Annotated in this window: 21 protein-coding genes and 1 tRNA gene; 8 read left to right on the top strand and 14 right to left on the bottom strand. The window is 65.2% G+C overall.

All coding sequences use genetic code 11. From position 1 onward, the window contains the following. Position 1: 1 nt before the first annotated feature. The 7 genes from B2V17_RS07955 (at position 2) to B2V17_RS07925 (ending at position 5,486) form a co-directional block, all read left to right on the top strand. Entirely contained in the window at positions 2–331 is a 330-nt protein-coding gene (locus tag B2V17_RS07955) for a hypothetical protein (RefSeq protein ID WP_292996804.1), read from the top strand. Then, entirely contained in the window at positions 328–1,530 is a 1,203-nt protein-coding gene (gene metC, locus B2V17_RS07950; protein ID WP_292996803.1) for a cystathionine beta-lyase, read from the top strand. Before B2V17_RS07955 ends, metC begins: the two co-directional genes overlap by 4 nt. A gap of 62 nt (positions 1,531–1,592) precedes the next feature. Continuing rightward, positions 1,593–2,366 (top strand): uroporphyrinogen-III C-methyltransferase, encoded by a 774-nt coding sequence (cobA, locus tag B2V17_RS07945; RefSeq protein ID WP_292996802.1) that lies wholly within the window; start codon positions 1,593–1,595, stop codon positions 2,364–2,366. Then, positions 2,363–2,659 carry a DUF2849 domain-containing protein gene (locus B2V17_RS07940; protein ID WP_292996801.1) on the top strand — a complete coding sequence of 99 codons (297 nt, stop codon included), beginning with the start codon at positions 2,363–2,365 and terminating at the stop codon, positions 2,657–2,659. Before cobA ends, B2V17_RS07940 begins: the two co-directional genes overlap by 4 nt. After that, entirely contained in the window at positions 2,659–4,287 is a 1,629-nt protein-coding gene (locus B2V17_RS07935) for a nitrite/sulfite reductase (RefSeq protein WP_292996800.1), read from the top strand. Before B2V17_RS07940 ends, B2V17_RS07935 begins: the two co-directional genes overlap by 1 nt. Next, positions 4,280–4,708 carry a DUF934 domain-containing protein gene (locus tag B2V17_RS07930; RefSeq protein WP_292996799.1) on the top strand — a complete coding sequence of 143 codons (429 nt, stop codon included), beginning with the start codon at positions 4,280–4,282 and terminating at the stop codon, positions 4,706–4,708. Before B2V17_RS07935 ends, B2V17_RS07930 begins: the two co-directional genes overlap by 8 nt. Further along, positions 4,701–5,486 carry a phosphoadenylyl-sulfate reductase gene (locus B2V17_RS07925; RefSeq protein WP_292996798.1) on the top strand — a complete coding sequence of 262 codons (786 nt, stop codon included), beginning with the start codon at positions 4,701–4,703 and terminating at the stop codon, positions 5,484–5,486. Before B2V17_RS07930 ends, B2V17_RS07925 begins: the two co-directional genes overlap by 8 nt. A 54-nt stretch (positions 5,487–5,540) precedes the next feature. Here B2V17_RS07925 and B2V17_RS07920 read toward each other — a convergent pair whose 3' ends face one another. Then, entirely contained in the window at positions 5,541–5,945 is a 405-nt protein-coding gene (locus tag B2V17_RS07920) for a hypothetical protein (protein WP_292996797.1), read from the bottom strand. Between the two features lie 247 nt (positions 5,946–6,192). Between B2V17_RS07920 and B2V17_RS07915 the strand changes: the two genes are divergently transcribed. Further along, positions 6,193–7,803 (top strand): AMP-binding protein, encoded by a 1,611-nt coding sequence (locus B2V17_RS07915; RefSeq protein ID WP_292996796.1) that lies wholly within the window; start codon positions 6,193–6,195, stop codon positions 7,801–7,803. Positions 7,804–7,886: 83 nt separating this feature from the next. Here the strand turns inward: B2V17_RS07915 and B2V17_RS07910 are convergent, their stop codons facing one another. The 13 genes from B2V17_RS07910 to ftsZ all read right to left on the bottom strand — a co-directional run bounded on the left by B2V17_RS07910 (position 7,887) and on the right by ftsZ (position 20,616). Continuing rightward, positions 7,887–9,053 (bottom strand): P1 family peptidase, encoded by a 1,167-nt coding sequence (locus B2V17_RS07910; protein ID WP_292996795.1) that lies wholly within the window; start codon positions 9,051–9,053, stop codon positions 7,887–7,889. A gap of 150 nt (positions 9,054–9,203) precedes the next feature. Next, positions 9,204–9,698 carry a helix-turn-helix transcriptional regulator gene (locus tag B2V17_RS07905; RefSeq protein WP_292996794.1) on the bottom strand — a complete coding sequence of 165 codons (495 nt, stop codon included), beginning with the start codon at positions 9,696–9,698 and terminating at the stop codon, positions 9,204–9,206. A gap of 11 nt (positions 9,699–9,709) precedes the next feature. Continuing rightward, complete coding sequence (locus B2V17_RS07900) at positions 9,710–10,378, bottom strand: cytochrome b/b6 domain-containing protein (RefSeq protein WP_292996793.1); 669 nt, start codon at positions 10,376–10,378, stop codon at positions 9,710–9,712. A 94-nt stretch (positions 10,379–10,472) separates the two neighbouring features. Then, a complete protein-coding gene (locus tag B2V17_RS07895; protein WP_292996792.1) occupies positions 10,473–11,378 on the bottom strand; it encodes an NAD-dependent epimerase/dehydratase family protein in 906 nt (301 codons plus the stop codon). Beyond that, a complete protein-coding gene (proB, locus tag B2V17_RS07890; RefSeq protein ID WP_292996791.1) occupies positions 11,375–12,505 on the bottom strand; it encodes a glutamate 5-kinase in 1,131 nt (376 codons plus the stop codon). The genes B2V17_RS07895 and proB overlap by 4 nt, the downstream gene beginning before the upstream one ends. Before the next feature lie 47 nt (positions 12,506–12,552). Then, positions 12,553–13,608 carry a GTPase ObgE gene (gene obgE, locus B2V17_RS07885; protein ID WP_292996790.1) on the bottom strand — a complete coding sequence of 352 codons (1,056 nt, stop codon included), beginning with the start codon at positions 13,606–13,608 and terminating at the stop codon, positions 12,553–12,555. 185 nt (positions 13,609–13,793) lie between these two features. Continuing rightward, positions 13,794–13,869, bottom strand: a tRNA-Ala gene (locus B2V17_RS07880). A gap of 83 nt (positions 13,870–13,952) precedes the next feature. After that, positions 13,953–14,696 (bottom strand): hypothetical protein, encoded by a 744-nt coding sequence (locus B2V17_RS07875; RefSeq protein WP_292996789.1) that lies wholly within the window; start codon positions 14,694–14,696, stop codon positions 13,953–13,955. A 153-nt stretch (positions 14,697–14,849) separates the two neighbouring features. Next, positions 14,850–15,596 carry a Bax inhibitor-1/YccA family protein gene (locus B2V17_RS07870; protein WP_292996788.1) on the bottom strand — a complete coding sequence of 249 codons (747 nt, stop codon included), beginning with the start codon at positions 15,594–15,596 and terminating at the stop codon, positions 14,850–14,852. 109 nt (positions 15,597–15,705) lie between these two features. Further along, entirely contained in the window at positions 15,706–16,503 is a 798-nt protein-coding gene (gene proC / locus B2V17_RS07865; RefSeq protein ID WP_292996787.1) for a pyrroline-5-carboxylate reductase, read from the bottom strand. A 47-nt stretch (positions 16,504–16,550) separates the two neighbouring features. Then, positions 16,551–17,057 carry a YbjN domain-containing protein gene (locus B2V17_RS07860; protein WP_414690779.1) on the bottom strand — a complete coding sequence of 169 codons (507 nt, stop codon included), beginning with the start codon at positions 17,055–17,057 and terminating at the stop codon, positions 16,551–16,553. A gap of 110 nt (positions 17,058–17,167) precedes the next feature. Then, positions 17,168–18,883 (bottom strand): SPOR domain-containing protein, encoded by a 1,716-nt coding sequence (locus tag B2V17_RS07855; RefSeq protein ID WP_292996786.1) that lies wholly within the window; start codon positions 18,881–18,883, stop codon positions 17,168–17,170. Between the two features lie 101 nt (positions 18,884–18,984). Further along, on the bottom strand, positions 18,985–20,616 hold the full coding sequence (gene ftsZ / locus B2V17_RS07850; protein WP_292996785.1) for a cell division protein FtsZ: 1,632 nt from the start codon (positions 20,614–20,616) through the stop codon (positions 18,985–18,987). Positions 20,617–20,656: the final 40 nt, after the last annotated feature.

Genomic DNA, 20,656 nt, shown 5'->3' with positions numbered 1-20,656 from the left:
CATGCCGAATGCCGAGGAAATTTTCGAGGCAGCTTTGGCGCGAGTTCAATCGGCCGAACCAATTAACGTTGGTCAAATGTTTGGAAAGCCCTGCGCCAAAGTTGCCGGAAAAGCATTCATGGCGCGCCAAGGCAGATTGATCGTTTTTAAGCTGAACGGCGATGCTCATCGCATGGCGCTAACATACGATGGTTCGTCGCTTTGGGACCCTTCGGGCAAGGGCCGCGCAATGCGCGAATGGGTTGCAATTCCTGAGCAAGCCGATGCTGATTGGGCAAGTCTGTCACAGTCGGCACATGATTTTGTGTTTGGTTCACGCAATTCCGCATGAGCGACGAGCCGCATCATCTCTCGACCCAACTGGTTCAGCTTGGCCGCCGCGCAGAATGGACCGAACCCGCTGTAAATCCGCCGATCTGGCGCGCTAGTACACACCTCTATGAAAACAGCGCCGCACAGCAAGCCGGGCTGAAGGTCAATGCCGACGGCCACTTCCACTATGGCGCACGCGGTGGGCCGACCCAGTGGGCCCTGGCCGATGCTCTGACCGTGCTTGAGCCTGGCGCGGCCGGCACCATGCTTTATCCAACCGGACTGGCTGCTGCGGCCATGGCGCTACTCAGCGTTCTGAAGGCCGGCGATGAAGTGCTGGTCGCTGACAATTGCTATGACCCCAGCCGGACCATCGCGGTTCAGGCGCTGCGCGACTACGGCATTTCGGCGCGGTTTTTCGATCCGCACGACGTGGCAGGCTTTGCCGCCGCGATCGGCGATGCCACCCGGGCGGTGCTGCTGGAAAACCCCGGTAGCGTCTCGATGGAGGTCTGCGACATTCCGGCATTGACGGCGGCGGCCAAGGCCCGCGGCCTGGCGGTACTGCTGGACAACACCTGGGCCGGGCCGACCGGGTTTCAGGCGCTGAAGCACGGGGTCGACTTGTCGATCCTGGCCCTGACCAAACACGTTGGCGGCCATTCCGACCTGATGTTGGGTGCGGTCACCGCCAATGCCGCCTGTTATCCCCGGCTGCGCAGGCGTTCGCTGATGCTGGGCCAGATGGCCTCGCCCGACGATTGCGCGCTGGCGCTGCGCGGCCTTCGAACGATGGGCGTGCGGCTGGAACGGTCCTGCGCCAGTGCGCTGACCGTCGCCGAATGGCTCCAGAGCCGCAGCGAGATCGCGGCAGTGCTGTTTCCGATGCTGCCCGGATCGCCCGGACACGAGCTGTGGAAGCGCGATTTCACCGGCGGCTGCGGGCTGATGACGATCATCATGGCCGGCAAGGATGCCAAGGCGCGCGATGCGCTGGTCGATGCGCTCAGCCTGTTCGGGATCGGTTACAGCTGGGGCGGATTTGAGAGCCTGGCGCTTGGCAGTCACCCCGAGCGCGACCGCGATGTGCTGCCCTGGCCGCCGCGCGGGATCGATCCGGAAAACCGCTTCGCCGTGCGCCTGTGGATCGGCCTGGAAGAACCTGCCGACCTGATCGCCGACCTTGAGCGAGGCCTGGCCGCCTGGGCGGATAGCTGACCTTATCCCCTGCAAAGCCAATATCGCTGGCACCTTGCCGTTCCAGTCGCCATTCCAACGCAATGAGCAAGCTTCCTTCTTTGCCCGGCAAGGTCTGGCTGGTCGGCGCCGGACCCGGCGATCCCGACCTGCTGACGCTGCGCGCCGCGCGGCTGATCATGCGCGCCGGGCTTATCGTCCACGATGGGCTGGTCGATCCAGCGATCCTGGCCTTGGCTGGCGCGAAGGCACGGCTGGTCTCGGTCGCCAAGAGCCGCTCGCGCCATACGTTGCAACAGGACGAGATCAACGCCTTGCTGGTCCGTGAAGCGCTGGCCGGGAACGAAGTGGTGCGCCTGAAGGGCGGCGATCCGTTCATCTTTGGTCGCGGCGGCGAAGAGGCCGAGGCCTGCCGCGCCGCTGGCGTTCCGGTTGAAGTCGTCCCCGGGATCAGCGCCGCGATCGGCGCCGCCGCCGCCGCGCAGATGCCGCTGACTCACCGCCGCTCTGCCTCGATCGTCAGCTTCGTCGCGGGTCAGTGCAAGGGCCTGAGCGAACAGGACTGGACCGGCCTTGCCGGCAAAGGCCGCACGCTGGTGATCTACATGGGCCTCGCCACCGCCGATGCGATCGCCGAAAAGCTGATTGCCGATGGCCTCGCCCCCGATGTTCCGGTCGCGGTGGTCGAGAATGCCACGCGGCCAGGCATGCGCGTGCTGCGCAGCCCGCTGGCTGGCCTGGGTGACCTGGTCGCCCGAAACAAGGTTAAGAGCCCCGCGCTGATCGTGATCGGCGAAGTGGCTGCTGAGTCCGCTGACGAACCCTTGAAAACCCTCGCCCTGGAAGCGCTGCAATGAAGATATTGACCGGTAACGATTTGAAGAGTGGCGCCGTCACCTGGTGGGACGGCGTGCAGTGGTCGCTCCACGTCGAGGATGCGGTCGATGTCGGTGACCATGCCGATACGATCCTGGCCCGCGAGCAGGCCGCGCTGCGGGTCAACGCCGCCTATGCGATCGACGCGGTCAAGGATGAGCAGGGCGTCCGCCCGGCCCACATCAAGGACCGCATTCGCGCGCTCGGCCCGACCGTGCGTCCCGACCTTACTTTGAAGCCGGCCGACCCTGCCGCCGGCGATTGGGTGATCTGATGTACAAGTACGACACATACGACCAGGCGATGGTCGATACCCGGGTCGAGGAATTCCGCGACCAGGTGAAGCGCCGCCTCGAGGGGCACCTCAGCGAGGACCAGTTCAAGCCGCTGCGGCTGCAGAACGGGCTTTACCTGCAATTGCACGCCTACATGCTGCGGGTCGCGATCCCCTATGGCACGCTCAATTCGGCGCAGATGCGGGTGCTGGGCGACATCGCCGACAAGTACGACCGTGGCTATGGCCACTTCACCACCCGCCAGAACATCCAGTACAACTGGATCCAGCTCGACCAGACCCCCGACCTGCTGGCCGAATTGGCCAAGGTCGAGATGCACGCGATCCAGACCAGCGGGAACTGCATCCGCAACATCAGTTCGGACCAGTATGCCGGTGCCGCCGCCGACGAACTGGTCGATCCGCGCCCCTATGCCGAACTGCTGCGCCAGTGGTCGAGCTTCCACCCGGAATTTCTGGTCCTGCCGCGCAAGTTCAAGATCGCGGTGATTGCCAGCGAGACCGACCGCGCGGCGATGAAGCTGCACGATATCGGGATCCGCATCGTCAAGAACGCAGCGGGTGAAATCGGGGCGGCGTTCTACGTCGGTGGCGGGATGGGCCGGACCCCGATGATCGCCCCGTTGATCCGCGAATTCGTCCCGCTCGATCAGTTGATTACCTATTCGGAAGCCTGCCTCAGGGTCTACAACCGCTATGGCCGCCGCGACAACAAGTACAAGGCGCGGATCAAGATCCTGGTCCATGAACTGGGCAAGGACGAATACACCCGCCAGGTCGAGGAAGAGTTCGCCCACCTGCTGACCCAGGGGATCGAACCGCCGCTGGCCGAGCTGGAGCGGATCAAGGCCCATTTCCCCGATCCGGCTTATGACCCCGCCGCGCCTGACACGCTCGATCGCTCGGACCCGGACTTCGCGTTGTGGGTGGATCGCAACTGCGCAGCCCACAAGCAGCCGGGCTACATGATTGCGACGATCAGCCTCAAGCCGGTCGGCGGGATTCCCGGCGATGCCACTGGCGAACAGATGCGGCTGATGGCCGATCTTGGCCGCGACTACAGCTTTGACGAACTGCGCGTCACCCACGCCCAGAACATCGTCCTGCCGCATGTCCGCAAGGCCGATCTCTATGCGCTGTGGCAAAAGCTCGATGCGGCCGGGCTCGGCACCGCAAACCTTGACCGGATCGGCGACATCATCGCCTGCCCGGGGCTCGACTATTGCAGTCTTGCCAACGCCCGCTCGATCCCGGTCGCGCAGAAGATTTCCGAACGGTTCGCCGCCAAGCAGGCCGATCTGGGCGAACTCAAGCTCAAGATTTCGGGCTGCATCAACGCCTGCGGGCATCACCATGCCGGCCACATCGGCATCCTCGGCGTCGACAAGAAGGGCACCGAAAACTACCAGCTGCTGCTCGGCGGGTGCGAGGGCGACGACACCTCGCTCGGCACGATCACCGGACCGGGCTTCTCTGAAGACGGGATCGTCGACGCGATCGACAAGGCCACCGAAGTCTATCTTGCCCACAAGCAGGGCGATGAGCGTTTCCTCGATACCTACCGCCGGGTGGGCATGGCCCCGTTCAAGGAGGCAATCTATGAGTGACGTCCAGTTCCGCTTCCGCGATGACGAGCCGGTGGCCGATCCTGGTGTAACCGTCGATGTGTTCGGCGCCCAGTCCAATGCCGCCGCGGTGCGGCTTGAGCCGGGCGACGATGCCCGCGATCTGCTGCCCTATCTGGACCGGATCAAGCTGATCGAGGTCAACTTCCCGACCTTTACCGATGGCCGCGGGTTCTCCTCGGCGCGGGTCCTGCGCGAGGCCGGCTATACCGGCGAGCTGCGCGCGGTCGGGGAACTGCCGGTCGATCATCTGGGTCATCTGCGGCGCTGCGGCTTCGATGCCTTTGCGCCCGAACCTCCGCTCAACCCGGCTGACGCTGAAACCGCCTTTGCGCGCTGGGACAATGTCTATCAGGCAACCGGCGATGGCCGCGTGCCGATCTGGGCCAAGCGGCATGGGTGAAGCCGCGCGCCGCATCGATCGCCTCGATACCGCCGCCCGCTTTACCGCGGCGGAGGTCGAGGCGCTCAATGCGCGTTTCGCAAACGTACCGACCAAGCACATGCTCGCCGCAGTGCTCAGCGAAGGCCTGGCGGGACGGATCGCGGCCGTATCCAGCTTCGGCGCGGAAAGCGCGGTGCTGCTGCACCTGATCGCCAGTGTCGACCGCTCGGTGCCGGTGCTGTTCCTCGAAACCGGCAAGCACTTCCCCGAGACCTTGGCTTACCGCGATGAAATCACCCGGCGGCTGGGGCTGACCAACCTGATCAACCTGACCCCGGACCCGCAACTGCTCGCCAAGCGCGACGAGACCGGCCTGCGCTGGTCCTACGATCCAGATGGCTGCTGCGAGATCCGCAAGGTGCTGCCGCTGGCGCGCGCGCTGGAGGATTTTGACGCCAGCTTCACCGGCCGCAAGGGCTTCCAGAGCGCGACCCGCGCCGGGCTGCCGCGGTTTGAACTCGACCTGACCGATGTCCAGGGCCGGCTCAAGATCAACCCGCTGGCCGACTGGTCGAGCGACCAGATCCAGTCCTACTTTGCCGCCACCGGCCTGCCGCCGCACCCACTGGTCGCGCAGGGCTATCCGTCGATCGGTTGCTCGCCCTGCACCACCATGGTCGCGCCGGGCGAAGACCCGCGCTCGGGCCGCTGGAAGGGCTGGGACAAGACCGAATGCGGCATCCACGTCGATGGCGCGGTGGAAGAACTGCCTCCGGGCTACGAGCCCTATCTCTAAGCCGTTTGCGCCGCCGCGGGCCTGGCCCAGCGGCGACGCAACACGGCCATCGGGTCAGCCTTCGACGCGCTCGACCTTGGAAACCTCGCCCTTGGCGTTGGTGGTGGTCCAGACCCCGTTTTCGACCTTCTCTTGGTTGCAGACCTGCTTGGCGTCTTTCCCGTCCTTGATGAAGCAGAAGGTCCCGGGGCTCTTCTGTTCCCACTTGCCGGTCTCGACGACCTTGCCGTCCTGGGTGGTGACATAGGTCCCGTCGGCCTTATCCTCTTCGATATAGACCTTGCCGTCATGCGAAGTGATCTTGAACTTGCCGACCGAGGACTTGCCGTCGGCAGCGATGTTGACGGCGGCGGCGTCACTGGCTTCGGCAGCTTCGGAGGCAGCGGGTTCGGGCGCCGGCTCAGGCTTGGAACAGGCTGACAGCGCCGCAAGCGCGGCAAACAGGACAAGCTTCTTCATGATATGATCCCCTACGAGAGTGATGGCGGAGGTTCCCGCCTTTACGACTCGCGATCCCGCCTTGACCCTAGGGCTGCAACGCGGCGTTACCTAACGCAACTTTGCGGGCATCTGCCCGCTGATCGGGCGCAAATCTGCCTTCTCCTCAGCGCGCCATGCAAACCGATTGCAATTGCTCGCATTTTGAGGTGACCTGCCAAAAAGGTCGCATGACGCTACGACAAGCAAGGCCTTGTGGGGGAAGATCATGTACGCGCTGCAACTGACCGAATCCTATTGCCCGGCCCAGACCGACGCGGATCTGGCGGAATCCACCGTCGGCAGCGTGCTGCGCGATGCCGCGGCGCGGACGCCCGATGCGCCGGCGCTGCACGAGGTTGACGGCGACGGCAATCTCGCGCGCAGCTGGACCTATGCCGAGCTGCTGGCCGACAGCGAACGGCTCGCCCAGGCATTGCTGACCCGCTATCAGCCGGGCGAGCGGATCGCGGTCTGGGCGCCTAACATTCCCGAATGGGTGATCGCCGAATTCGCGCTGGGGCTGGCCGGGTTGACGCTGGTGACGGTCAATCCCGGCTACCAGCCGCGCGAGCTCAAATATGTGCTCGAGCAATCGCGCGCGGTCGGGCTGCTGCTGATCAAGGAATTTCGTGGCAATCCAATGGCCCGGATCGCTGCCGAGGTGACCGCCGCGATCCCGGCGATCCGCGAGGTGACCGATCTTGAGGATCACGCCGCGCTGTTCCGCGAGGCCGGACCGCTAGGATCCCTGCCCGAAGTCCGCCCGCGCGACGAAGTCCAGATCCAGTACACCAGCGGCACCACCAGCTTTCCCAAGGGCGTTGTATTGCACCACCACGGGATCACCAACAATGCCCGCCATGGCTTTGCGCGGATGGAGATGCCCCACGGCGCGACGGCGCTGGTGATCATGCCGCTGTTCCATACCGGCGGCTGCGGCATGGCAATTCTGGGCGGGGTACAATTTGGTTGCCGGATGCTGCTGATGCGCCAGTTCGAGCCGCAGCGCGCCAATGCCCTGATCGAAAGCGAAGGCGCGATCGGGATGATGGGCGTGCCGACCATGCTGATTGCTATGCTGGAGGCCGATGCGGCCGTCCCGCGCGATTTTGGCAGCGTCCGGTTCGCCGGGTCTGGCGGTTCGATGGTCCCGCCCGAACTGATCCGCCAGATCATGCAGCGGCTCCGCTGCGCCTTCTACACCGTCTACGGCCAGACCGAGACCTCGCCGCTGCTGACCCAGACCCGTCCCGGCGATCCGCTCGACGATGTGCTGCACACGGTTGGCCAGGCCATGCCGCAAACCGAGCTGTCGATCCGCGATCCGGCGACCAACGCGGTACTGCCAGTAGGCGCAGTGGGCGAAGTATGCGCCCGCGCCTATTCGCTGATGCTGGGCTACAACGACGATCCCGAGGCCACTGGCAGGACCATCGATGGCGATGGCTGGCTCCATACCGGCGACCTTGGCACGATGGACGCGCGTGGGTTCGTCAGGATCACCGGGCGGGTCAAGGAAATGATCATCCGTGGCGGCGAGAACCTGTTCCCGGCTGAGATCGAGAACGTGCTGCTCGAACACGCCGATGTTGCCGAAGTCGCGGTGGTCGGGGTTCCCGACCCGAAATTCGGCGAGGCAGTGGCGGCCTTCGTCCGTCTCGCCGAGGGTGCCAGCCTCAACGACGCGGCGCTGATCGCCCATTGCCGCGCCAACATGGCCGCGCAGAAGACCCCGAAACACTGGATCGCGGTCAGCGAATGGCCGCTGACCGGTTCGGGCAAGATCCAGAAATTTGCACTTAGGGATCAGTGGGTTGCCAGACTTTCCGGGGATTGATCGGCTGCCCGCCCGGCATCCGCAACAAAGTCTTGCAGCCGAGGTGCTTCCTCCGGGCTTCAACCTTGTGCCTAGAGCGAAAGCTACTTTGCGGCTGCGGGTAACCGGCCGTATTTGCGCATGATTGCCAGCAGCCGATCATGCGGCAGCGCATGGACCCTGAGATCGTCTGCCCCCGTCATGGTTTGAGCAGCAAGCAAGGCGTTGGTTATTGCCGCTTCGGTTGCCTGCGCGGTCGCCTTGAACAACGGGCTCATTTCCGAATTGCCGATCATCTGCACGCTCGAGGGCTTGCTGTTCGACCAGATGTTGGGGTTGGCCGTGGAAAAGGCCACGAAGATATCGCCCGAGCTGTTACCGCCAAACCCACCCTGGCGGCCAATACCCAGCGCCACCCGGGTGGCGAGACGCTTGAGCTGATGCGGCAGCAAGGGCGCGTCTGTGGCGACCGTAACGATGATCGAGCCCTGCTCTGCCCGGTTATCGTTGCCTGCGATCCCGGCCCCGCAATGGGGCCATTCTTCGTTCGGCAGGGCTGCCGCATTGTTGGCGATGCACGGACCCAGGTCGGTAATTTCCTCGCCCACGGGCACCCCGGCGATGCGCAGATTCTGGCGCTGGCCGAAATTGCACTGGACCAGCACACCGACGGTATAGCCGCCTTCAGCCACGGTCAGCTTGCGCGAGGCCGTGCCGATCCCGCCCTTGAAGCCCAGGCAGATCATTCCGGTCCCGCCGCCGACCGCACCTTCTTCAACCTTGCCGCCGCGCGCGCCATCGAGCGCGCTCAGCACATGCTCGGGCTTGACGTGAAATCCATTGATGTCGTTTAGTGAGCCATCATAGGTTTCCGCCACGACGGGAAGCCACCAGGGCTGCAGCACGTTCTTGCGGGTCACTTCCCACTTGATGATCGTATCGCGCACCACACCCACGCTGTGGGTATTGGTGATCGCGATCGGCCCTTCGAGGAACCCGCTTTCCTGTATCCAGGTCGTGCCAGTCATCTCGCCATTGCCGTTGAGTGTAAACCAGGCTCCGAACACCGGGTCAGGATTGTCGCGCCCGCGCGGAAAGATCACTGTCACGCCGGTACGGACCGGGCCCCGGCCCACCACCAATTTGCCCGAACCGGAAATCAGAGTGGTCTGCCCCACCTCGACCCCCGCAACATCGGTTATCGCATTGAGCGGCGCGGGAATTCCGCCGATCGGCAGGCCCAGCTCATGCTCGCGAGAATGGGCTGACAAGTTGGAAGGCAACGCAAGCGCAAGACCCGCAGCAACAATCCCGATCGAACGGAGCAACTGACCTTTACCCATGATTTCACTTTCCACTACCGGATAACGCCGACTTGGTTGGCATGTTGTCGCACTGTCAGCAACCGCTCGCTCTTGGATTTAGAGCAAATCGTCGAAAAACAGGCTGACCAGCCCGGCCTGGCTCGATACTCCAGACTTGGAATAGATGCTGGAAAGCTGCGCGCGCACGGTTCCTGGCGCAGCGCCGCGCAGCCGGGCAATTTCACCCGCATCGCAGCCCTTGAGGGCGAACAGCGCGACTTCGGCCTCGGCCGTGGTCAGTCCCCAGTCCCTAAACCGGGCGGAGAGATGATCGGCCAGTGCGCCACGGGCAACGGTCAGGGCCCGCTCACGCCGGTCCGCTTCGGCCAGCAACACGCGCAGATGCCAGGCGCCCACGATCACTCCAGCCATTAGGGCAAAGGCGATCATCGCTTCCACTGCGATATGGCGGGTCATCCCGTCTGCCGCGAGATCGCCGATCGCATCGGCGACAAAGAACATCGCGGCGACCGCCTGGATCACCAGCACAGCCGCGACCAGCAGGGTTTGCCGGTCGCGGCGCATCAATCCGGTCTTGCGACTTGCCGCCATAAGCCTTCCCGTCAGCTCCGGCGGTTGCCCCCCGGGATCATTGCTCCAAGCACTTCGCGGCCCGTGCGGCGGGTTTCGAATGCCACGCCGGCAAGGTGAAGCGCAACCAGCAGATAGAGCAAGTTGACCGCGATTTCGTGCATTTCTTCGAACAGCTCCTCTCCCTCGTCTTCTGTTCCGGCTTCGCCGCCTTCGTCGGCGCGGGCCGGTGCGATCAGCCATTGCCCAGGTCCGGCAGACGCCTCTTCATGCTCTTCACCCTCGCCGCCTTCACCGTGCTCGCCGCGCACCGCCGAGGGATCGGCCGGCGGCGCGCCCGACATGGCGACGCCGCTGCCGATCACGACCAGCAGGGTTCCCCAGATCGCATAGACCATCAGCGCGCCGAGCGGATTGTGCGAACGGTGGCGCACCTTTTCGCCGCGGCCGATCTCCCCGACATGGCGGCTGGCCCGCGCGAGGCTGGGGGGAAAGGCGCCAAAGCGCGCCTCGCGCGGACCGACCAGACCCCACAGCAAGCGCAAGGCAAGCAGTGCGGCCAGGCCATAACCGACCCAGATGTGCCAGCCGGAGCCTTCCTCCGTGACCAGGGCATTGCCGATCACCGCGGCCACAATGCCCCAGTGCGTCAGCTTGACGATCGGGTCCCAGCGGCGCGGCAGTTCGGTTGACGGTTCCATGTTCGGTGCTCCTGAAAGTACGGCACTCGACATGGCATCCCTGCGCCGGCTCAGCGAGGCACAGGCGCTTGGATTGCGCGCCTTAAGCAGCTGCTTAGAGCCACCCCTCGCGCTTGTACCACTCCGCCGTCGCCTTTAGCCCCTCGCGGGTCGGGATCAGCGGGCGCCACAGCTTGGCCGGGGGGCGCTGGCCGTGGCTGACCACCCAGTCGGGGTGGCTCATGTAGCCGACCCGGTCCTCGGTCAGCCGGGCCCTTTCGCCGCGAATCCGGCGATCGACCCGGGCTGCGCGCTCCAGACTGGTGCGGCTGAGGTGCACCACCCATGGCCGCCGCCCCATCGCCCAGCCGACCGCGCGGGCGAACTCGTAATGGCCCCAACCGTGTTCGCGGCCGTCATCGGGTTCATAGGTCTGGAACGAAACATCCTCGCCGCCCGGCACCAGCGCCAGCAGTAGCCGGGCAAGATCGTCAACGTGAATGATCGAGGCGCGGCCTTCCTTGGGCGGAATCGGCATCAGCCCCCAGCGGGCGAGGCGGAACATCTCGAAATAGTCGACATCGCGCGGGCCGTAGATCCCCGGCGGGCGGACAATCGTCCAGTCGAGCCCGCTGGCCATGACCAGCTTCTCGGCCCGCGCCTTGCTCGCGCCATAGGCCGACAGCTCCGGTTCGCGCGCGGACAGCGAGGAGACGTGGATCAGGCGCGGGACACCCTCGGCCCGCGCGGCCTCGATCACATTGAGCGTGCCGGTAACATTGCCGCGTTCGAACTCGGCGGCGTTGTTGACCACCCCGGCGACGTGGATCACCGCCTCGGCGCCGCGGACCAGGCTGCGCAGCGCATCGCCCGCGTCAAGATCGCCGCTTACCCATTCCACTCCCTCGCGGGGGTCCTGCGGTCGGCGTGCCAGTGCGCGAACCTCCAGCCCCTGATCGCTTGCTCGGTCCAGCAAGGCCTGGCCGACAAATCCGGTCGCCCCGGTCAGGGCAATCGTCACAGCACCACCATCTGGTCGCGATGAACCACGGCCGAGCGCGGAGAATAGCCGAGGATCGCGGCGTGATCGGCGTTCTTGTGGCCCAGCAGCCTGATGCACTCCGCCGCATCGTATTCGGCGAGGCCGTGGGCCAGCACGCTGCCATCCTCGCCGTGCACCGCCACGGCATCGCCGCGCCGGAACTCGCCTTCGACCCGCACGACACCGGCGGCCAGAAGGCTCGAACCCTTGCCCAGCGCGCGCGCCGCCCCGGCATCGATCACCAGCGCGCCCTTCAGCCGCAGCCGCCCGCCAAGCCAGGCCTTGCGCCCACCGTCCTTGCGGCGCGGCAGGAACAGCGTTCCGATGCCTTGTTGGCAAACGCGGTCGATCGGCGCGTCTTGCAGGCCCGAAGCAATCGCCAGCGCGATCCCGGCGCGCTCGGCAATCTCGGCAGCCTGAAGCTTGCTGGTCATCCCGCCCGAGCCCATGCCGGAGGAACTGCCGCCGGTCGCCATCGCGTGAATTTCGGCGGTGACGCCGCGCACTTCGGGCAGCAGGACGGCGCCGGGTTCGGCTGGATTACGGTCATAGAGCCCGTCGACATCGCTCAGCAGCAGCACCGCGCTGGCCTGCGCCGCTTGGGCCACGCGTGCGGCCAGCCGATCGTTGTCGCCAAAGCGGATTTCCTGAGTGGCGACCGAATCGTTCTCATTGATAACTGGCACCGCGCCCGCATCCAGCAGCCGGGTCAGGGTGGCCGTGGCATTGAGATAGCGGCGGCGATCCTCGAGGTCTTCCAGCGTCAGCAGCAGCTGCGCAGCGGTGATCCCGTGAGCGCTAAGCAGATCGGCCCACAGCCCGGACAATGCAATCTGGCCCACAGCGGCAGCCGCCTGGGCATCGGCCAGCGAACCGCGCCCGCCCTTGTCGAGCCCGAGCCGCGCCGCTCCCAGTGCAATCGCGCCCGAGGAGACCACGATCACTTCCTGCCCGCGCGCCCTGGCCGCAGAGATTTCAGCCACCAGCCCTTCCAGCCAATCGCGCCGCACCCCCTGCTGGCCGACCAACAGCGACGAGCCGACCTTGACCACCAGCCGGGGGCAGGCGGCCTTTTCAGCCAGATCGGATAAGCGGGCGATCTTCATCGCCTGTGGCGATTAGGCAAAAGCGCGCGCGATGCAACCTTTGGCGATCAAACCGGCGACCAGGGACGGTCGTCGCCTTCTTCCTGTTCGCCCGCCGGCCGCTCGGTCCCGGTGGCCGCAGGAAGGAACTGGATTACCGCATCAAGCAGCGCATCCATGCCTTTTCCGGTTGCGCCGGAGATCGGGTAGATCTTCTTGGCGCCGGCGGCCTTCAGTTCCTTGATGAACATGTCGACCAATTCGCGGTCGACCGTGTCAACCTTGTTGAGCGCAATCAGGCGCGGCTTTTCGTCGAGCCCGCCGCCATAGGCCGCCAGTTCGTCCTCGATAATCTCCAGTGCTTCGGCCGGGTCGGTGCCGTTGATGTCGATCAGATGGATCAACACGCGGCAGCGTTCGATATGGCCCAGGAAGCGGTCGCCGATCCCGGCGCCCTCGGCCGCGCCTTCGATCAGGCCGGGAATGTCGGCCAGCACGAATTCGCGATTGCGGTGGCGGACCACGCCCAGCTGCGGGGTCAGCGTGGTGAAGGCATAGTCACCGACCTTGGCCTTGGTATTGGTGATCTTGTTGATGAAGGTGCTCTTGCCGGCGTTGGGCAGGCCGACCAACCCGGCATCGGCGAGCAGCTTGAGCCGCAGCCAGACGTACATCTCCTCGCCCATTTCGCCCGGCTGGTGCTGGCGCGGGGCACGGTTGGTGCTGGTCTTGTAGCTGGCGTTGCCGCGTCCGCCCATCCCGCCGTGGAGGAAGGTGACGCGCTGGCCGGGCTCGGTCAGATCGAGCAGCACCGTCTCACGGTCCTCGTCCGAGATCAGCTGGGTGCCAATCGGAACCTTGATCACCAGATCCTTGCCAGCCGCGCCGTTGCGGTCCTTGCCCGAACCATGGACCCCGCGCGGGGCCTTGAAGTGCTGGGCATAGCGGAAGTCGATCAGGGTATTGAGCCCGGGCACGGCCTCAAAGATGATGTCGCCGCCCTTGCCGCCGTTGCCACCGTCGGGCCCGCCATATTCGACGTACTTCTCGCGCCGGAACGACACGGCTCCGGGGCCGCCCTGGCCCGAGCGGATGTAGATCTTGGCCTGATCGAGAAAATGCATGGTTTCGGTTCTAACGGAATTGAGGACAGATGTCGCTGTTTAGTCCAGTGCCTTGCCATTCGCCTCAGTCCGAGCCGAAAATGGTGACATTCGAGAACCGGCGCGCAGCGGCCATTTGGGCCGTGAGCACCGGAAGCGCAGAAGATCGCCATTTGCAGGCCGGAATGTGGCGAATGGCAAGGCACTGGTGGAGCCGAGGGGGATCGAACCCCTGACCTCGTCATTGCGAACGACGCGCTCTCCCATCTGAGCTACGGCCCCGTTCCAGTGCGACTGACGGACGGCAGGCCGCCCGTTGCGAGGCGCCCCCTTAGCGAAGCTGCTGCCCGCTTGAAAGAGCAAAGTTACTTGGGCGCAGCCACCGCGGCTGGAGGGTTGTTGATCGGAATCGAGGAGGCCAGGACCAGCGAGCCGGGCACGGCATCCTTGCCCCACTTGACTTCCCAGGCGGCCATATCGGCACGCCATTGATCATAGCGCTTGTAGAAATCGTCGAACACGATCTCGATATTGGGCAGCGCGGTGGTGGCAAAGGCGGTCAGGTTGGCGGACTTGACGGTCTTGGCGTCCTTGCTCATCGCCAGTGCAGCGTTACAGAAGGCCGGCATGATCGGCGGGACCGCAAAGTGGTTGTAGACCTCGGTCATGAATTTTTCGCGGTATTTGACATAGCCCGCGCCGTACTTGGCGCGCCATTCGGCATCGACCTTGGTATTGGTCGCGCGCAGGGTCTTGGCATGGGCCTTGAGGAAGGCGCGATAATTGACCACGATTTCCGCATGTTCGGGCTTCAGGCAGTTGAGCGCCGCGACATTGTAGGCCGAACGCAGGTTCCACAGCGTCTGTGCCGGCGAAATCTTGCGATTGACGCTGAGCCGAACACCGTCCGGGCCCAGCGGCTGATAGGTCAGTTTGGGAGAAGCCCATTCAGGCGGAATCGGCTTCCATGCGACATAGACCATCGGCGGGGGCGGCGGAGCAGGTGGCGGCGGCGGCGCCTTCTTCTTGTCCCTGGCGTCGGCCGCGCCGGCGACCAGCACCATTGCGGCGACGCACCCGGTCATGACCTGGCGAATATTCACTGGCATTTCTCGTCCCACTCCAACCTTCGAGCCTTCGCCGCTTGTGGAGCGGCGCGGCTTAACCCGCGATGACGCTTGCCTAGCGCGGCGGCCCGATAAAGCAAGTGCCCGGCCTGCTGCTGGGCAAGCCGGGCACGATTGGCCGTTTCCGGAAAGGGATCAGTCGCGGCTGCCGAGGAAGCTCAGCAGGAACTGGAACATGTTGACGAAGTCGAGATAGAGCGAGAGCGCGCCCATGATCACGACCTTGCCCATCATGTCGGTTCCGGCGACGTGGTAGTAGGTTTGGCGCAGGCGCTGCGTATCCCAGGCGGTCAGCCCGGCGAAGATCAGCACGCCCAGGGCCGAGATCGCCATGGCGAGCGGACCCGATTGCAGCCACAGGTTCAGCAGCATCGCAATGATCAGGCCGATCACGCCCATCGCCATGAAGCTGCCCATGCCCGACAGGTTGCGCTTGGTGGTGTAGCCATAGAGGCTCAGCCCGGCAAAGGCACCGGCAGTGGCGAAGAAGGTGGTCGCGATCGACGGCCCGGTATAGATCAGGAAAATCGACGAGAGCGACAGGCCCATCGCCACGCTGAACAGCCAGAACAACAGCTTCAGGGTCGATTCCTGCATGCGGTGGAGGCCAAAGCTCATCGCCATGACGAAGGCCAGTGGCGACAATGCGATGACCCAGCGCAGCGGGGTGACCATCACCTGGGCAGCAAGGCCCGAGGTGGCAAACAGCAGTGCGACCACGCCCGAGAGCAGCACGCCCGAGGCCATGTAGTTGTAGATCGACAGCATGTACTTGCGCAGGCCCTGGTCCATCGTGACCGCGCCGAGCGAAGCGCCGTTAAGCGCCGGACCGCTGGTGCCGAACGGCGATTGGGTGGTCCGAGGATCGTTCCAATCAGACATGACAAACTCCTTTGCCGCCCCGAGATAGAGGCAGTGCTGTGAATATCGGATGGATCGCCCCCGGATTCAAGCGAAACCGGACCGGTTTGATCCAAAATTGATGGTTAATCTATTGCCGGGCTTCGGCTGCCATTTCCGCGCCGCGATCGCGCGCAGCCCGCAAAGTGGCGGAAATTAGCCGCGCGAGGGCCTGGTCATGGTCGAGTACGGCTAGGCCGGCCGCGGTTGTTCCGCCCGGGCTGGTCACGCGCCGGGCCAGTTCTTCGGGCGGCAGATCGGTCGATGCAGCCAGGATGGCCGCCCCTTCGACCATCGCCAGCGCCAGCCGCCGCGCCTGATCGGGATCGAGATCGAGTTCTGCGCCTGCATTGCCCAGCGCATCGATGATCCGGTAGATGAAGGCCGGACCCGAACCGGCCAGCGCGGTCACCGCATCAAGCTGGCCTTCGGAGGCCAGCCATTCAGCCGTACCGAGCGGAGCCAGCAGAGCTTCGACCTGCACCTTCGCCGCATTGTCCAATCCGGCGGCGTAAATGCCCATCGGGGACTTGCCGATCGCGGCTGCCAGGTTGGGCATCACCCGCACCAGCCCCGACGTCTGCGGAAACCGCGCCGCCAGGCTCGCTATCTCCGCCCCGGCGAGGATCGAGAGCAGCACCGCGCCTGCAGAGGCCGGAGCCAGCGCCGGGGCGACCTGATCCAGCGCTTGCGGCTTGATCCCGAGCAGGACGAAATCGAAGCGCTTGCTTGGAATTTCGCGTAGAAGGCGTACGCCGGCAGGCACTTCAGGCAGGACCGGATCGACCACAGTGAAACGCTCGGGATCGAGCCCGGCGCGCAGCCATCCCGCCAGCATCGCCCCGCCCATATTGCCGCAGCCGCAGATCAGGATGGATTGATCGGTCAAGGGACTGCTCCTTTTCACCCCTGCCCCAATAGGGCGGGGCTTGAGAGTCACGCCTCGCCCGCGGCGTCGACCATCGAGCTGGCCAGCGCCTCGGCCGGGCTCTTGTCGCCCCACAGCACAAACTGGAAGGCCGGATAGAACCTGTCGCATTCCTCGACCGCGGCTTCAACCGCGACCTGCGCCTGGGCCAGGCTGAGCAGGCCTTCATCGCCGAGCAGCATGGCGTGGCGGTAAAGCAGCACCGAACCGTTCGACCACATGTCGAAATGGCCGACCCACATCTGTTCGTTGACCAGCGCGAGCAGTTCGTGAACCGCCGGGCGCTTGTCATCCGGAATACGGATATCGGGCAGGCACAGCAGTTGCAGCACGTGATCCTCACGCCGCCACACCCCGCGCAGTGTATAGCTGGCCCAGGATCCCTTAATCTCGCCCGAAATCTCGTCTTCGGCGACGAATTCGCAGGGCCAGCCGCGCGCTTCGAACAGGGAAGCGAGCATATCGACGGGGGCCGCGTCCTCTTCGCGCTCGAAATGGCTGTCGCCTTGCATCATGAGAGGGTGGATGCAGCGGCAAGGGTGCACCGCACAATCCACTGCGTGCGCTGCCCTGCGCAAAACTCGACAAGCCTGTTTACAAGGTGTGGAAAAGGAGTGGACGGAGCCTACTTCGATCCGCCCAGGGCATCGACGACCTGCCCAGCCGGGCTGGTCCACAGGAACGCACCGCTGACCCCGGCCTTCTTGAGCTGCGCCAAAAAGACATTGGCCTCCTTGGCCGAGGCAAAGGGCCCGGCGAGCAGGCGGTTGGCCTGGCCCCAGGCGGTAACATGGGGTTTGAGCCCCTTGAACACTGCCGGATCGTCCTTGACCAGCTTGCGCCAATCGAACCCGAGCGCCGCCTTGTCGCGCCCGGTCGCGAGCTGCACCCAGATCCGGCTCGGCTGGGTCTGGGTGGCGGGCTTGGCGTCCTTGCCCTTGGTCTTGTCGCCGGCCTTGGCCTTGTCAGCGGCCTTGTCGCTGCCCTTGGCCTTGTCACCGGCCGGCGGCTCCTTGGCCGGCGGAGCGCCCGGGCGGATCCGCCGGACGTCGACGGCACCGGACTGCGGCTCGATCTCACGGCTGGGCGGTGCAAGGTCTGCAAAGGCTTCGTCAATGCTGGTCGGCTTCGGCGCCGGCTTGGGCACTGGAGGCGCTGTCTGTGCGGGAGCTTTGGCGAGATCGAAGGTACTGGCAGAGCGCTGCGGGGTTGAATCCAGCGAACCAAAGCCCGGTTGCGGAGCAGGCGCCGGAGCAGGCGGAGCAGGCGGGGGCGGCGGCGCGGGGACGGGGGCGGGCTTCGGCGCCGGTGCAGGAGGGAATGTTGCCTGGCCCAGCTTGACCGGCGCGGTCGTGGTTTCACGGCCCACGCTAGGTTCGGGCGGCGGCGCAGCAGCCGCTACCGCGACCGGCTTGGTGGGCACTGGTTTTTTGCCCCTGTCGTCCTTCTTGCCCTTGCCTTTGCTTGCGGCCGGAACCGGCGGCGGCGGTGCTGCGGCAACCTTGACCCGCGAACGTGAATATTGCGCCATGCGCGGATCGTCATTGCCGATTTCCGATGCGCGCGGGAACCGGCCAAGATTTGCCGCACCGGCCTGCTGCGCCGCAGTCAGTCGCGGCATGTAGCGCAGATAGGCGGTGATCGCAGTGGCCAGATCGAGCGGCATGGTCTGCCGGGCGATCGCTTCGGCCTCATCGGTTTGGCCCAAGATCGCCAGGCCGAAGGCGCGGGCCCGCCAGGCGGCCTTGTCCTGCTTCTGCAGCAACGGGGCGAGCGTGATGTCCATGCCCTTGCGATCGCGCGTAATCGCCTGGCTGATCCCAAGGCGGCGCAGCGTTTCATCGCTGGGCGCGGCGGAGAGCGACTGGCGGTAATAGAATTGTGCAGTCTGCGGATCGCCGACCAGATCGAAGGCCAATCCCCGATCTGCCAATCGCGCCGGATTGATCGGCCCCGCCTTCTCCGCCTCGTCGAACAGCTCGATTGCGGTGAAGGGATCCTCGCTCAGCACATAGGCCCCGGCCAGACCCGCCTTGACCTGGGCATTGCCTGGCTGCAGCGCCAGCGCGCGCTGATAAAAGCCGATCGCCGCCTGGGCATCGCCCAATTCCAGCGAGGCCTGACCTGCCTCGCTCAGCGCTTCGATATCCTGCGGACTGCGCGCCAGCCGTCCCAAAGCATCGTTGAGTCGCATTCCAGCCGATTTCTGCGGCACAGCCTGGACCACCGGCACGGCCACTTGTGGCAGCGGCGCAGTCTGAGCCAGGGCGAGGCCAGACCAGACCAGCCCCAAGATCGAGGTGCTGCACAGTTTCAGCATGCGAACGGCGGATTCGGACATCGACGCAGGCGTTACCTTGTTCGCGTCCGCAGGCAAGCGGGATCGCACCGCCGCAGCGATGCAATCCCCAAGCTTAACCCTAACCGAACACGTGCGGCGGTTTACTGGTTGTTCTGGCGACCGAGAAAGCGCGGGATCGAGATCGAGGGGCCATCGCCATCCTCGTCCTCATCGTCATCCGAACGGGCCCCGCCGCGCGACAAGTTGGCCATGCGCTCGAACAGCGTCGCCCCGCCGACCTTGGGCGCGCGGGGAGCAGGATCAGCGGCCTGGGCAGGAGCATTGCTGGCCCCGGCGTCGCCCGGCGAGCTGCCCGGCACGGGGACGCTGCCTGCTTCGGCGGTATCGTCACTGCTCGACACGAGCCCGCGGCGACGTCCGGGCATAGCTCCGCCCGACCCGACCGGGGCATCTTCATCGGCCAGACGGCTGGCATCGAGCAACAGTTCATCTCCGCCGTCGCCGCCAGATGAAGCCTCGTCGGCTTCAAGCTCAAGCTCCAGCGGATCGGCTGCCGAGGGCGCGTCCGGCGCTGTCAGTTCGGGCATTTCCCAATCGTCATCCGCCGCCTTTGGCTCTGGCGCGGCGGGCGCTTCGGGTTCGGAAACCGCTTCGGGCTCCGGCTGCACTTCAGGCTCGGGCTCAGGCGCAGGTGCCGACTGGCGTTCAAACAGCGGCTCTGCGGCGGGTGCGGTCATCGGCGGACGGGCCGGCCCGCGCGAGCTGCCGAGGTTGAACGGGCGGCTTGCCTCTTCCGCCTGGGAATCGGTCTGCTCGATCCCGGTCGCGACGACCGAAACGCGGATCTTGCCATTGAGGTCGGGATTGAAGGCGCTGCCCCAGATGATGTTGGCATTGGGATCGACCAGCTCGCGAATATGGTTCGCGGCTTCGTCGACTTCGAGCAGCTTCATGTCGTCGCCGCCAATGATCGAGATGATCACGCCCTTGGCGCCCTGCATCGAGACACCATCGAGCAGCGGATTGGCGATCGCCTTTTCCGCGGCTTCGAGTGCGCGGTTCTCACCGCTGCCCTCACCGGTACCCATCATCGCCTTGCCCATTTCGGCCATGACCGAGCGGACGTCGGCAAAGTCGAGATTAATCAGGCCCGGCATGACCATCAGGTCGGTGATCGAGCGCACCCCTTGCTGGAGCACCTCGTCAGCCATCTGGAAGGCTTCCTTGAAGGTGGTCTCGGCCTTGGCCACCAGGAACAGATTCTGGTTGGGGATCACGATCAGGGTATCGACGTGCTTCTGCAGCTCTTCGATGCCCGCTTCGGCCGCCCGCATCCGGCGGGTGCCTTCGAACAGGAACGGCTTGGTCACCACGCCGACGGTCAGCACGCCCTTTTCGCGCGCCGCCTTGGCGACGACCGGAGCCGCGCCGGTACCGGTACCGCCGCCCATCCCGGCGGCGATGAAACACATGTGCACGCCTTCGAGCGCGCGGTCGATCAGGTCGAGGCTTTCCTCGGCCGCAGCCCGGCCCACTTCGGGGCGGGCCCCGGCGCCCAGGCCCTGGGTAATTTCGGAACCGAGCTGAATGCGGTGTTCGGCCACGGCGTTGTTCAGCGCCTGAGCATCGGTGTTGGCGACGACGAAGTCGACCCCCTCGATCCCGGCGGTGATCATGTTGGCAATGGCGTTGCCGCCAGCCCCGCCGACCCCGATCACGGTGATGCGGGGACGCAGCTCTTCGACAGCGGGCGGTCCGATATTGATGCTCATCTACGCTCTCCTGTCCGCTCAGCGGATGCAACTCATGCAA

This window comes from Novosphingobium sp. UBA6272 (genome assembly GCF_002440635.1).
In the GTDB taxonomy this organism is placed as follows: Bacteria; Pseudomonadota; Alphaproteobacteria; order Sphingomonadales; family Sphingomonadaceae; genus Novosphingobium.
This window is presented reverse-complemented; position numbering and strand designations above follow the sequence as displayed.

Coding starts and splice junctions, on each gene's coding strand:
- B2V17_RS07955 (WP_292996804.1), top strand. CDS start 2: ATGCCGAATGCCGAGGAAATTTTCGAGGCAGCTTTGGCGCGAGTTCAA.
- metC (WP_292996803.1), top strand. CDS start 328: ATGAGCGACGAGCCGCATCATCTCTCGACCCAACTGGTTCAGCTTGGC.
- cobA (WP_292996802.1), top strand. CDS start 1,593: ATGAGCAAGCTTCCTTCTTTGCCCGGCAAGGTCTGGCTGGTCGGCGCC.
- B2V17_RS07940 (WP_292996801.1), top strand. CDS start 2,363: ATGAAGATATTGACCGGTAACGATTTGAAGAGTGGCGCCGTCACCTGG.
- B2V17_RS07935 (WP_292996800.1), top strand. CDS start 2,659: ATGTACAAGTACGACACATACGACCAGGCGATGGTCGATACCCGGGTC.
- B2V17_RS07930 (WP_292996799.1), top strand. CDS start 4,280: ATGAGTGACGTCCAGTTCCGCTTCCGCGATGACGAGCCGGTGGCCGAT.
- B2V17_RS07925 (WP_292996798.1), top strand. CDS start 4,701: ATGGGTGAAGCCGCGCGCCGCATCGATCGCCTCGATACCGCCGCCCGC.
- B2V17_RS07920 (WP_292996797.1), bottom strand. CDS start 5,945: ATGAAGAAGCTTGTCCTGTTTGCCGCGCTTGCGGCGCTGTCAGCCTGT.
- B2V17_RS07915 (WP_292996796.1), top strand. CDS start 6,193: ATGTACGCGCTGCAACTGACCGAATCCTATTGCCCGGCCCAGACCGAC.
- B2V17_RS07905 (WP_292996794.1), bottom strand. CDS start 9,698: ATGGCGGCAAGTCGCAAGACCGGATTGATGCGCCGCGACCGGCAAACC.
- B2V17_RS07900 (WP_292996793.1), bottom strand. CDS start 10,378: ATGGAACCGTCAACCGAACTGCCGCGCCGCTGGGACCCGATCGTCAAG.
- proB (WP_292996791.1), bottom strand. CDS start 12,505: ATGAAGATCGCCCGCTTATCCGATCTGGCTGAAAAGGCCGCCTGCCCC.
- obgE (WP_292996790.1), bottom strand. CDS start 13,608: ATGCATTTTCTCGATCAGGCCAAGATCTACATCCGCTCGGGCCAGGGC.
- B2V17_RS07875 (WP_292996789.1), bottom strand. CDS start 14,696: ATGCCAGTGAATATTCGCCAGGTCATGACCGGGTGCGTCGCCGCAATG.
- B2V17_RS07870 (WP_292996788.1), bottom strand. CDS start 15,596: ATGTCTGATTGGAACGATCCTCGGACCACCCAATCGCCGTTCGGCACC.
- B2V17_RS07860 (WP_414690779.1), bottom strand. CDS start 17,057: ATGATGCAAGGCGACAGCCATTTCGAGCGCGAAGAGGACGCGGCCCCC.
- B2V17_RS07855 (WP_292996786.1), bottom strand. CDS start 18,883: ATGTCCGAATCCGCCGTTCGCATGCTGAAACTGTGCAGCACCTCGATC.
- ftsZ (WP_292996785.1), bottom strand. CDS start 20,616: ATGAGCATCAATATCGGACCGCCCGCTGTCGAAGAGCTGCGTCCCCGC.